The organism is Halomarina oriensis, assembly GCF_009791395.1.
GTDB lineage: Archaea > Halobacteriota > Halobacteria > Halobacteriales > Haloarculaceae > Halomarina > Halomarina oriensis.
Window position 1 is genome coordinate 16,431 of record NZ_WSZK01000046.1, and the last position, 11,117, is coordinate 27,547.

The 11,117-nt window shown below is 69.7% G+C and carries 12 protein-coding genes and 1 tRNA gene; 8 read left to right on the forward strand and 5 right to left on the reverse strand.

Going from position 1 to position 11,117, the window contains the following annotated elements:
* Nucleotides 1-5 precede the first annotated feature (5 nt).
* Complete coding sequence (locus GQS65_RS20975) at nucleotides 6-833, forward strand: PspA/IM30 family protein (RefSeq protein WP_158206567.1); 828 nt, start codon at nucleotides 6-8, stop codon at nucleotides 831-833.
* Here the strand turns inward: GQS65_RS20975 and GQS65_RS20980 are convergent, their stop codons facing one another.
* Nucleotides 834-2,672 (reverse strand): BCCT family transporter, encoded by a 1,839-nt coding sequence (locus GQS65_RS20980; RefSeq protein WP_368280409.1) that lies wholly within the window; start codon nucleotides 2,670-2,672, stop codon nucleotides 834-836. It abuts the gene before it with no gap.
* 436 nt (nucleotides 2,673-3,108) lie between these two features.
* Between GQS65_RS20980 and GQS65_RS20985 the strand changes: the two genes are divergently transcribed.
* A complete protein-coding gene (locus GQS65_RS20985) occupies nucleotides 3,109-3,732 on the forward strand; it encodes a VTT domain-containing protein (RefSeq protein WP_368280410.1) in 624 nt (207 codons plus the stop codon).
* A 15-nt stretch (nucleotides 3,733-3,747) separates the two neighbouring features.
* Here GQS65_RS20985 and GQS65_RS20990 read toward each other — a convergent pair whose 3' ends face one another.
* On the reverse strand, nucleotides 3,748-4,794 hold the full coding sequence (locus GQS65_RS20990; protein WP_158206568.1) for a helix-turn-helix transcriptional regulator: 1,047 nt from the start codon (nucleotides 4,792-4,794) through the stop codon (nucleotides 3,748-3,750).
* 275 nt (nucleotides 4,795-5,069) lie between these two features.
* Between GQS65_RS20990 and GQS65_RS20995 the strand changes: the two genes are divergently transcribed.
* Entirely contained in the window at nucleotides 5,070-5,309 is a 240-nt protein-coding gene (locus tag GQS65_RS20995; protein ID WP_158206569.1) for a hypothetical protein, read from the forward strand.
* 96 nt (nucleotides 5,310-5,405) lie between these two features.
* Here GQS65_RS20995 and GQS65_RS21000 read toward each other — a convergent pair whose 3' ends face one another.
* Nucleotides 5,406-6,116 carry a metallophosphoesterase family protein gene (locus GQS65_RS21000; protein WP_158206570.1) on the reverse strand — a complete coding sequence of 237 codons (711 nt, stop codon included), beginning with the start codon at nucleotides 6,114-6,116 and terminating at the stop codon, nucleotides 5,406-5,408.
* Nucleotides 6,117-6,211: 95 nt separating this feature from the next.
* On the opposite strand from GQS65_RS21000, the gene GQS65_RS22010 reads away from it, so the two are divergent.
* Genes GQS65_RS22010 through GQS65_RS21020 form a run of 4 tightly spaced genes read left to right on the forward strand, consistent with a single transcriptional unit; the run spans nucleotide 6,212 to nucleotide 9,448 of the window.
* Nucleotides 6,212-7,138 (forward strand): DUF4129 domain-containing protein, encoded by a 927-nt coding sequence (locus GQS65_RS22010; protein WP_158206571.1) that lies wholly within the window; start codon nucleotides 6,212-6,214, stop codon nucleotides 7,136-7,138.
* Nucleotides 7,135-7,683 carry a DUF7269 family protein gene (locus GQS65_RS21010; RefSeq protein WP_158206572.1) on the forward strand — a complete coding sequence of 183 codons (549 nt, stop codon included), beginning with the start codon at nucleotides 7,135-7,137 and terminating at the stop codon, nucleotides 7,681-7,683. Before GQS65_RS22010 ends, GQS65_RS21010 begins: the two co-directional genes overlap by 4 nt.
* Nucleotides 7,680-8,954 carry a DUF58 domain-containing protein gene (locus GQS65_RS21015; protein WP_158206573.1) on the forward strand — a complete coding sequence of 425 codons (1,275 nt, stop codon included), beginning with the start codon at nucleotides 7,680-7,682 and terminating at the stop codon, nucleotides 8,952-8,954. The genes GQS65_RS21010 and GQS65_RS21015 overlap by 4 nt, the downstream gene beginning before the upstream one ends.
* On the forward strand, nucleotides 8,951-9,448 hold the full coding sequence (locus GQS65_RS21020) for a DUF7519 family protein (protein WP_158206574.1): 498 nt from the start codon (nucleotides 8,951-8,953) through the stop codon (nucleotides 9,446-9,448). The genes GQS65_RS21015 and GQS65_RS21020 overlap by 4 nt, the downstream gene beginning before the upstream one ends.
* A 32-nt stretch (nucleotides 9,449-9,480) precedes the next feature.
* Here GQS65_RS21020 and GQS65_RS21025 read toward each other — a convergent pair whose 3' ends face one another.
* Entirely contained in the window at nucleotides 9,481-10,428 is a 948-nt protein-coding gene (locus GQS65_RS21025) for an AAA family ATPase (protein WP_158206575.1), read from the reverse strand.
* Between the two features lie 106 nt (nucleotides 10,429-10,534).
* Here GQS65_RS21025 and GQS65_RS21030 point away from each other — a divergent pair.
* Nucleotides 10,535-10,619 (forward strand) — tRNA-Ser (locus GQS65_RS21030).
* Nucleotides 10,620-10,826: 207 nt separating this feature from the next.
* Here GQS65_RS21030 and GQS65_RS21035 read toward each other — a convergent pair.
* The gene (locus GQS65_RS21035; RefSeq protein ID WP_158206576.1) at nucleotides 10,827-11,105 is read right to left on the reverse strand and encodes a hypothetical protein; all 279 of its coding nucleotides are present in this window, start codon (nucleotides 11,103-11,105) and stop codon (nucleotides 10,827-10,829) included.
* Nucleotides 11,106-11,117 lie beyond the last annotated feature (12 nt).

Below are 11,117 nucleotides of genomic sequence, written 5' to 3' on the forward strand. Positions count from 1 at the left end.
CGGGTATGGGACTGTTCGACCGGACGACCGACGCGTTCGAGCGTCGAGTCGACCGCCTCCTCACGGACCTCGAAGCCCCCGACGAGAGCCTCGATTACACCTACGAACGGCTGAAAGACGAACTCCAGCGTATCGACGAGGCGCTCGTCGACCTCGTCACCCAGCGCAAGCGACTCGAAGGCGAACGCGACCGACTTGAGGACCGCGTCGACACGCACAACGACCGCGCACGTCGGGCGGTCGAGGCCGGCGACGACGCCCGCGCCCGCGAGCATCTGGAGACCAAGCGCAGCGACATGGAGCGTCTCGACGACGTGGAGGCGCGTATCGCGGACCTCCGGGACGCCGAGTCGGAGGTCAAGTCACGGCGCAACGAACTGCGCGAGCGCATCGAGCGGTTCCGGACCGAGCGTGCGGAGTTGACCGCCCGTCAGCGTGCCGCGAACGCCGAGGCGGCCGTGGCGGACGCGCTGGGCCGCGAGGGCGAAGAGGGCTACGCCGACCGGCGGGTCGCCGACGCCAACGACCACGTCGAGGAGTCCGAAGCGCGAGCGGCCGCGCTCGACGAACTCCGCTCGGAGGGGTTCTTCGAGGACGACGCCCCGGCGGCCGACGAGGAGGACCTCGAACGGGCCCGCATCGACGCGGAGGTCGAATCCGAACTCGACACGCTCCGCAGTCGGTACCGCGACGACCCGCCGGACGCGGGGGAGGCGGACGGAGAGACGCTGGACGAGAGTGCGCCGGCGGAGGACGCCCCCGAAGAGGGAGCGTCGGCCACCGACACGGACGACGCGGACGACCCGGACACCGACAGTCCCGACGAGCGGTAGTCAGTCGTCGGTCGCCGGTGTCGTACCGCCACCGCTCGTCGGGTCCCCGCTCGTCGTGGCGTCCTCGCCGCTTCTCGTCCGGTCGCCGCCCGCCCCGTTCCGGACGTCGGTGACGACGCTGTCGTTGCTGGTCCGGACCTCGACGTCGTCGTCTCTGACGAGGCGGTCAACGTGGGCCCTGAACCGGTCGGACTCCAGCGTCTCGCGTTCCCGACTGAGCCCCCGGTACAGCGTGTAACACGTCAACAACAGCACGAAGGTGAACGGGAGACCGGTCGTGATGGCGGCGGTCCGGAGCGCGCTCAACCCGCCACCGATCAGCAGGACGGCGGCGATAGCGCCCTCCGCGACGGCCCAGAAGACGCGCTGGGCGGTCGGCACCTCGCGCTTCCCGCCGGCGGTCATGTGGTCGACGACGAGCGACCCCGAGTCGGAGGAGGTGACGAAGAACGTCGTCACCAGCACGACGGCGACGACGCTCGTGACGGCCGTCAGCGGCAGCGCCGCGAACAGTTCGAACATCGCCGTGGCGACGTTGCTGTCGACGGCCCCGCTCAGACCGCCCCCGCCGTTCAACTCGACGAACAGCGCCGACCCGCCGAAGACGGACATCCAGAGGAACGAGAACAGCGCCGGGAGGACGAGGACGCCGAGGAGGAACTCCCGGACGGTCCGTCCCCTCGAGATACGGGCGATGAACATGCCGACGAACGGCGACCACGACACCCACCAACCCCAGTAGAAGACGGTCCACGTGTTCTGCCAGGACGTTCCGGTGAACGACTCGCTCCAGAACGCCAGTTCCGGGAGGACGTTCACGTAGAACCCCAGCGTCTCGACGAACGTTCCGAGCAGGAAGACGGTCGGGCCGAGCAGCAGCGTCGCGCCGAGCAGCCCACCCATCACGTAGAGGTTGAGTTCGCTGAGTCGCTTGACCCCGCCGTCGAGCCCCGCGACCACCGACAGCGTGGCGATGGCCGTGATGACGGCGATGATGCCGACCTGGACGAACGTCGCGTCCGGTATCGAGAACGGGAGATACCGCCCCGAGAGGAAGGTGAGACCGGCGTTTATCTGCTGGACGCCCAGACCGAGCGACGTCGAGAGGCCGAACAGCGTCGCCACCACGGCGAGGACGTCGATGATGTCGCCGGGCCAGTCGTAGATGCGCTCGCCCAGTATGGGCCAGAACACCGACCGGAACGTCAGCGGCAGGCCTCGGTTGTACGCGAAGAACGCGAGTCCCAGGCCGACGAGCGCGTAGATGGCCCACGGGTGAAGCCCCCAGTGGAAGAACGTCGTCCCGAGGGCGGCCCGTCCCGCCTCGGCCGTCCCTGCCTGTACGTCGAAGAAGGGCGGGACGGTGCCGAGGTGGGTGATGGGTTCGCCGACGCTCCAGAACATCAGGCCGATGCCCATCCCGGCGCTGAACAGCATCGAGTACCACGCGAAGTCGGAGAACTCGGGTTCCGCGGTCGGTCCGCCGAGTCTGACGTTCCCGAACCCGCTCAGCGCGAACGCGAGGACGACGACCACGAACGCGTTCACCGCGAGGATGTAGAACCAGCCGAACGTGCCCGACACCGCCGAGAGCACCGCCCCGAACGCCGCAGTCGCCGTCATCGGGTCGCCGTTCGACCCTCGCAAGCCGACGAGTGCGGCGATGTCACCGAACAGGAGGGTCACGACGATGAACAGTGCGGTCAGCCCCGCCGCGATGGGGAACACCCGCGGGTGGACGTCGAACCCCCAGCGTCGGACGTTGTCGTCGCCCGGTGCCCGTTCCGTATCGGCCTCGAACACACCGTTGAGTCGTCGTTCGGCGTCGTCCTCACTCACCGTTCGGTCCCTCGTCTCGTCCGCTGCGGCGTCGATGTCGGTCACTCATTGATGGAGATTCTCGATTGAGCGCGGCGTGGTCCACGACGGACCGACGACGCGCCCGGTTCGATACACCCCGCACTCGCGTGCGACGGGTCGGCGTTGTGCTTGCACGTGAACCGTCGGCGTCCCCTCCGTCACCGCGTTCGTTGAGGCGACTGTACCGGTTGTTAATTTTACGCTCCTGGGAAAGATATAATACGCTCGGGTGTGTAGCACGTCGTGTGGGTTGCGTGCTGGGACACTCCCCCCCCTTCCCTCGCGTCAACCCCACCGGCGGTCGAACGACCGTCCGTCCCTTTCCCCCTTTCCCTCTCTTTCCACGGGTCGTGAGCCACGACCACGCTCGGAGTCCCGCCCGAACGCCGATACCGCTCGGTGACGTAGCGCCGTCGTGGACCCGACGACGACCGCCCTCGACCTCGCCCGGACCTACGGCTACCTGTTCGTCTTCGCCTTCGTCTTCCTGGAGACGTCGATGCTGTTCCCGCTCCTGCCGAGCGAGGTGGTCCTCCCGGCGTCGGCGGCCATCGTCGTCACCTCGCCGTCGACGCTGGCGCTGTTCGTCCTCGTCGCTACCGCGGGGGCCGTCGTCGGGAGCGTCGTCTGCTACGAACTGTTCTCCCGGGCCGGGGAGGCGGCCGTCGACCACCGCTGGGTCCGGGTCGAGGAGTCGGACGCCGACCGCGCACGACGCTGGTTCCGACGGTGGGGGAGGCACTCGGTACTGTGGGGACGGGTCCTCCCCGTCCTCCGGTCGGTCGTCTCCATCCCCGCCGGCCTCTCGGGGATGAACCGCGTGCTGTTCACCGGCTACACGGCGGTCGGTGCCCTGGCGTTCAACGCCGCCGTCGGTGGCGTCGTCTACGCCGGCGCGGAGGCGTCGGTGTACGAGACGGCGCTCGTCGTCGCCCGTGAGCGACCCGTGGTCGTCGCACTCCTCGTGCTGGCGGGACTCGTCGCGGTGGTAGCCGGCTACCGGGGGTCGACGGGCGACTGGCGGGAACGCTGGAGTTGAAGGGGTCGTCTGCGGTCAGTCCTGTTCTTCGAACGGCGAGCGAGCGCTCTCCGGTTCGTCGCCCGGTCGGGCGATGAGGTTCTCGCGGCCGATGGATATCTTGCGAATCTCGCCGTCGGACTCCATCTTCGAGAGGAGTCGGGAGACCTTCGACTTCGACCAGTCGGTCTGCTCGACGATGTCGGCCTGTCGGAGGCGGCCGTCGTTCTCGTCGAGCATCTGGCGGATACGGTCCTCGTTGGTCATCGGTTCGGGCGTCGTGGTGACCGCGCCCCCATCGGCGTCGCCGCCGTCGGTCGGTGGCACCGTCGGGGCGTCGTCCAGTCCGTCGTCGCGCGAGCGGCCCACCCAGATGATGGCTCCGACCAACAGCGCGTACGCGACCAGCAGGCCAAGGACCATCGGCAGGCCGTTGACGTCGAGGCCCGTTCCACCGACGCCTTCGGCGGGGTCGGACCCCTGTTCGACCTCCTCGCCGTCGGGGATGCCGTCGCCGTCGGTGTCGGGGTTCGTCGGGTCCGTCTCGTGGCCGTTCTCGGTGCTGACCTCGTTGCCGTCGGAGATGCCGTCGCCGTCGGTGTCGGGGTTCGTCGCGTTCGACCCGTGGACGTTGACCTCGTTGCCGTCGGTGAGACCGTCACCGTCGGTGTCCGCCGAGAGGATGTTCGTCCCGCGCTGGGTCTCGGCCTCGTTCGACAGGCCGTCCTCGTCGACGTCACCGCCCGCCGAGAGGATGTGGACGGACTGGGTGACGCTGTCGACCTGTCCGGAGGCGTTGCTGGCGGTGACCGTGAGTGTCTGTTCGCCGGTCGTTCCCCAGTCGGCGACGGTGAGACTCACCGTCTCGCCCGCGGCGGCGGTCTGACAGGCGAGGGTGTCGGCGTTCTCGCCGGTGCCCAGTTGCACACAGACTTCGCCGCTCCCCGTCCCGGAGAGGCGGACGTCGATGGTCTCGGTCTGCCACCCGGCGAGGTAGGTCACGCCACTGTCGGTGGCGACGACGCCGTTCCCGGAGAACTCGACGCCGTCGATACCGACAGGGGCGGCAGATACGACTGCCACGCTGGAGAGAAGGAGACAGACGACTACGGCGAGGGTTCGACCGGTCGTCGTGTGCGGAGGCCTCGGCATATGCTCGTAATCTATCCCTTAACGTCCGATACCATAGACCTTTTTTGTCGTAAATCGGACGTATGTTTCCGCGTATGCGCGTCCCAGGGTCTCGTTAAGTCGCTCTTCACCCCGTGAAACGGTCTGCAACGATGAGTGTCGGGTGGTGCAAACGTCGGGACGACACTCCCGGTTTATTCGGGTCCCTGTCGTCGGAGGTACTGCACATGAGACCGACTACTCGGACAATCATCGCCGCGCTCCTCGTGGCAGGGATGCTCGTCGTTGCAGGCTGTGCAGGCCCCAGCGCCTCGAACAACTCGACCGACGGGGCGGCCAACGGGACCATCACCACCATCGATCCGGCGGAGACCCCGGCCAACGACAGCGCGGTCGACGGTGAGAGCGAGCGCATCGACACCGCACCCGGTGTCGCCACGCTCGTCACCTTCGACGCAGTCGGCTGACGTCCCACCTACCACGGCGGGACTCTCGGTAACTCCCCGAGCGTAGCGGCCGGTTCGACCGTCGCACGCAGGGCTCCGCTCTCCTCGACGGACGGGTCACTCGCCACGAGCGAGTCGCCGGCCCGTCCGTTCCGGTAACCCCGCAGCGTCGACAGCGGCCCGCACCCGCTCGACGTCGTACGCGACTCGGTGTTCGGTGACCGACGGGTGTCCCTCGTCGGGCAGGTCGAGGACGGCGAACGCCGCCCGCGGGTCGCCGTCGCGTGGCTGACCGACGCTCCCCGGATTGACGACGAGCGTGTCCTCGACCCACTCGGCGTGCTGGACGTGCGTGTGGCCGAGCACCAGCACCGTCTCGTCACCGAGGTGGGGTGCCAGGGCCCCGAACTCCGGTGGTCTGACGTAGCGGTCGCGGTCGGTCGGGTGGTCGTGGACGACCCGGACCCGGCCGTCCGCGAGGTGCGTCTCGACGGGCAGGTCGGCGAGCCACGCCAGTTGCTCGTCGTCGAGTCGTTCGCGGGCACACCGCAGACCGGCGAACGCCATCTCGTTGTGGCGATACCGCTCGGGCGACTCGACGGCCCGGTCGTGGTTCCCCTGGACGACGTCGGTCCGGTCGGCACCCACCTCGCGGGCGGCCGCTCCCGAGCGAAGCGCCTCGACACACTCGCTGGGGAAGGGGTTGTAGCCGACGACGTCGCCGGCGCAGACGAGTCCGTCGAGCGGTCCGGCGTCGGCGAGCGCCTCGCGGACGGCGGTGAACGCGACGGCGTTGGCGTGGAGGTCGGAGACCAGCCCGATGCGCATGGAGTGACCTGCGGGCGTCGGTCGTATCAGCGTTGTCCCGACGCCGTCGCTCACGGGGTATGAACCCTTAAACCACGAGGACTGCTACCTCGGCTGTGCAGAGAGAACGCATCGTGCCGTTCGTCGTCGCCCTCCTCGCGGTCATGGCGCTCGCCGCCGGTGCCGCGACCCTCGACTCGGCGACGACCGGTCCGGTCTCCAGCGGCGGCGACGAGTCCGGTCTCGGTAGTGGTGACAGTGGTGCCGTCGACTTCGGCGCACCGCCGACCGAGGAGGCCGAGGAGCAGCCACAGCTCATCCCGACGTGGCTCGCACAGCTACTCATCGCGGCCGTGTTCCTCGTCGGCTTCGCGGCGCTGATTCACTACGTACTCGAGGAAGGGCTGGACGCCATCAAGGGTATCGCGCTGACGGTCGTCGCACTGACCGCCGTCATCCTGTTCGTCTACTACCTGCTCCGGTCGCTCGCCGGCGCTCAGTCCTCCGGCCAGCGTGGCATCCTCGGACGGGAACGCCCACAGTTCCCGGGCGGCGGTGGTGGTGGCGGCGGCGGTGCCGCCGAGGTCACACAGGTCGCAACCGACCCTTCGGCCGTCGTCCTCGCCGTCCTCGCCGTCGTCCTCGTCGGAGCCGTCGCCGTCGTCGTCCGGTCGGCCGCCGACAGCACCGACGAGGCCGAGGTGGACCCCGTCGTCGACGACCCCGACCCGACCGTCCGGGAGGTGGGCGAAGCGGCCGGCCGGGCCGCCGACCGTATCGACGCGTCGGGCGACGTGGACAACGCCATCTACCGCGCCTGGCGGGAGATGACCGACCCGCTCGACGTCCCTCGTGAGACGTCCACGCCCGGCGAGTTCGCCACGGCGGCGGTCGACGCGGGGATGAGCCGCGAGGACGTACGCGAGTTGACCGACCTGTTCGAGACGACCCGGTACGGCGGCGTCGCTATCGACGACGAACGCGAGGAGCGTGCCGTGACCGCCCTCCGGCGAATCGAGCGGACCTACGGTGGCGACCGATGAGGTGGCGAACGGCGCTCGGCGTCGTCGCCGTCCTCGTCGGCCTCGCGGCCGCCGGTGGACTGGTCGACGTCGGCCTCCCCGCGCTGTTCGTCCCGCTGGTCGGCGTCGTCGCCGTCCTCATCGCCGCGGGTGCCGTCCGCGACTCGCTGTCGGCCGACGACCGACCCGTCCTGCCCGAACCGGAGCGTCGTCACGCCGCGTCGGTCCCCGGCGACGAGTTCGACACCCTGCTCGACTCGGCGTCGCTCCACGGCCGCATCGGCGGCGCGAGCGACCGTGACGCTATCCGCGACCGACTGGAGCAGGTCGCCGTCGATGTACTCACCCGCTACGACGGCGACACGCCCGAACGCGCCCGACAGCGCCTCGCTGCTGGCACCTGGACCGACGACCCGCTCGCGGCGGCGTTCTTCGGCGAGGGGGTCGACCCGTCGACCAGCGTTATCGACCGGGTGCGGTTCGCCGCGACCAGCGACTCCGCGTTCCGCCAGCAGGCCGCACACGCCATCGCCGAGTTGGACCGACACGTCGCGGGTGGCCGATGAGCCTGCCGCTGACCCACCGCAACGAGGGTCGACAGGGGATGGTCGCGGCCGGCCTCGCCCTGGCTGGCGTCGGCGTGCTGACCGGGCGACCCGGTCTCCTGCTCGCCTCGACGGTCCCCGTCGTGCTGGCCGCACACGCGCGGGCGGCGACGTTCCCGAGTCCCGACCTCGCGGTCGAACGGGCGGTGTCGACGACCACGCCGGACCGCGAGGAGGCCGTGGAGGTGACTGTCACCGTCACCAACGAGGGGGCGTCGACCGCTCCCGACCTGCGGTTCATCGACGGCGTGCCGACGGCGCTGACCGTCGCCGACGGGACGCCGCGACACGCGACGGCGCTTCGACCCGGCGAGTCCACGTCGTTCAGCTACGCCGTGACCGCAGAGCGGGGTCACCACACGTTCGACCCGCTGTACGTCGTCGCCCACGACACCAGCGGCGGCGCGGCCCGTCACAGCGAGGTGGCGGTCGAGACCGAGTTGGAGTGCGTCCCGCCGATCCCGCCGGCGGCGACGCTCCCGTTGCGCCCCTCGGCAGCGGGCATCACCGGCGAGACGGTCACGCCCGAGGGTGGGGCGGGCGTCGCCTTCCACACCATCCGCGAGTACCGTCGTGGCGACCCGCTCAACCGCATCGACTGGCACCGGGCCGCACGGACCGGCGACCTCTCGACCGTCGAGTACCAGCGCGAACGCTCGGCGACGGTGGTCGTCGTGCTCGACGCCCGCGAGGAGGGCTACGTCGCCAGCGACGAACACGACCGGACCGTGCTCGAACGCTCCGTCGAAGCCGCCGGCGCGGTCTACGAGGGGCGACGGCTCGTCGGCGACCGGGTCGGCGTCGCCACGCTCTCGCCGGCGGACTGCTGGCTCGCGCCGGGGACCGGGAGCGGCCACCGGGCCCGCGTCCGGAGTCTGCTGGCGACCCACGAAGCGCTCCACCCGCTGCCCTCCGACGACCCCTTCTTCGGCGTCATCTCGCTCTCACGGCTGCGACGTCGCCTCCCGTCGGACGCGCAGGTCGTCTTCTGCTCGCCGCTGGTCGACGACTACGCGGCCCGTACGGCCCGCCGTCTCGACGCCGCGAGCCACCCCGTCACCGTCGTCAGCCCCGACCCGACCGTCGGGACGACGACCGGCCAGCGACTGGCACGGGTCGAGCGCTCGCTGCGCTGTTCGACGCTCCGTGAGGCGGGCATCCCGGTCGTCGACTGGGGCGACGAGACGTTCCAGTCGACGGTCGCCAACGCCGTCCGGCGGTGGTCGGCGTGACCGACCCCGTCGTCGACACCCGGCCGCCGACCGGACACGCCGGCATCGTCGGCGGTGTCGCCGTCGTCGGTGCCGTCGCGCTCGTCGTCTCGGCGAGCGCGCTGTCGCTCGCGCTCCTCGGCGCACTGCTGCTCACCGCCGGCACCGTCTACGGTTCCGGACGCGTCGTCGGACTGGGGGCGCTCGCGGCGCTCGGTGGCGTCGCGGTCGGTGCGATCTCCGGCGTCGGCGTCGTCTTCCTGCTCGTGGCGACGGCGGGCATCGTCGTCGCGTGGGACGCCGCTCGGCAGTCGCTCGACCTCGCGGAGACGGTCGGGCGCGAAGCGGACTCACAGCGGGCGCTCTCGACTCACACCGGCGTCGCCGCCGGGGTCACTAGCATCGCCGCAGGCCTCGGCTACGGTATCTACCTCGTCGTCGGTGACGGCCGCCCGGTCGGAGCGCTCGTCCTGTTGCTCTTCGGTGGCGTGTTGCTCGCCGCGGCGCTGCGCTGAGTACCGTTCGTCCGAAAACGGGGCGCGTCAACTCAGACGGTCGGGACCGTCACCGAGTCCAGCACGTCCGCGACGACGTCGTGTTTGTTCACGTTCTCGACCTTCGCGTCCGGCGTGAGGACGAGGCGGTGTGCGAGGACGGGTTGGGCGATGTGTTTGATGTCGTCGGGAGTGACGAAGTCACGGCCCTGGATGACCGCCTGTGCGCGGGCGGTCTCGAACAGACGCTGTGTCCCACGCGGGGAGACACCGATTTCGACGCGCCGGTCGGTACGGGTCCCCCGCGCGATGTCGACCATGTAATCGAGCAGGTCGTCCTCGACGCGGACGGACTCGGGGACCGTCCGCAGTTCGGTCACGGACTCGTCGTCGAGGACGGTCTCGACGTCCGGGCTTCGGGTGACGCGGCCGGCACGGCGCATCAGCAGTTCCTTCTCGCCGCCGTGGTCGGGGTAGCCGATGGAGGTCTTGACGGTGAACCGGTCGATCTGCGCCTCGGGCAGCGGGAACGTCCCCTCCTGTTCGACGGGGTTCTGCGTGGCGATGACGAAGAAGGGGTCGGGGAGGGCGCGGGTCTCGCCGTCGACGGTCACCTGGTGTTCCTCCATCGCTTCGAGGAGGGCGGCCTGTGTCTTCGGCGGGGCGCGGTTGATCTCGTCCGCGAGCACGACGTTGGCGAAGATGGGGCCGGGCTGGAACTCGAACTCGCGCTCTTTCTCGTTGAAGACGTGCGTGCCGGTGACGTCGGAGGGGAGGAGGTCGGGGGTGAACTGCACGCGAGAGAACGAGAGTCCCAGGGCGGTCGCCACGCTGCGGGCGGTGAGCGTCTTCCCGGTGCCGGGGACGTCCTCCAGCAGGACGTGCCCGCGACCGAGGACGCCGAGGAGGATTCGCTCGACGAAGGTCTCGTCGGCGATGACGCCCGACAGCACGGAATCGGTGACCGACGCACACTCTGCGGCGGCCGTCTCGATGTCCATGTCGCCTCGTTGGCGTGACCCGGTTTGAAGCTACCGCATGGCAGTTCCTCACGCCCTCACGGCGAACCGAAACGGTCTAAATGGGCGACGTGGTACGTCGTAGTAAGCCGAGGTAGCCTAGCCTGGCCAAGGCGGCAGATTCGAAATCTGCTGTCCTCACGGACTCGGGAGTTCAAATCTCTCCCTCGGCGCTTCTGCCGGCGCAACGCGACGAGCGACAGCGAGGAGCCGCGTCGGCGAACGCTCACGGAGAATTTGAACGAGAGGAGACGCAGCGCGAGCGAGGCGAGTGACCGTCTCCGCGTGGTTCGAATCTCTCCTTCGGCGCTCTTCGCAACACGACGACGGTGAGCGATAGCGAGGCCGCTCGCGGCCGCGGACGCGAACGGCGAAGCCGCTCAGACCAGTTCCTCCTCGACGGCCGTCTCCTCGGTCGTCGACGCGTCGACGCTCGCCTCGTCCGGGCCGTCGGCCCGACCGCGGTCACGGGCGAACCCGGTGCGGAAGGCGATCCAGCCGATGACGCTGATGAAGAGGATGGGTGGGAGGATCATGAACCCCCACAGCGGGTCGAGGCCCCACAGGAGCAACAGCGCGATGTCCGCGAGGCCGAGGAGGACGAACGGCGAGATGTAGAGCGCCGCCAGTTTGCGCGAGATGGTGAACTCCGTGGCCATGACCTCACTCGG

Coding starts and splice junctions, on each gene's coding strand:
- GQS65_RS20975 (WP_158206567.1), top strand. CDS start 6: ATGGGACTGTTCGACCGGACGACCGACGCGTTCGAGCGTCGAGTCGAC.
- GQS65_RS20995 (WP_158206569.1), top strand. CDS start 5,070: ATGAGACCGACTACTCGGACAATCATCGCCGCGCTCCTCGTGGCAGGG.
- GQS65_RS21000 (WP_158206570.1), bottom strand. CDS start 6,116: ATGCGCATCGGGCTGGTCTCCGACCTCCACGCCAACGCCGTCGCGTTC.
- GQS65_RS21010 (WP_158206572.1), top strand. CDS start 7,135: ATGAGGTGGCGAACGGCGCTCGGCGTCGTCGCCGTCCTCGTCGGCCTC.
- GQS65_RS21015 (WP_158206573.1), top strand. CDS start 7,680: ATGAGCCTGCCGCTGACCCACCGCAACGAGGGTCGACAGGGGATGGTC.
- GQS65_RS21025 (WP_158206575.1), bottom strand. CDS start 10,428: ATGGACATCGAGACGGCCGCCGCAGAGTGTGCGTCGGTCACCGATTCC.
- GQS65_RS21035 (WP_158206576.1), bottom strand. CDS start 11,105: ATGGCCACGGAGTTCACCATCTCGCGCAAACTGGCGGCGCTCTACATC.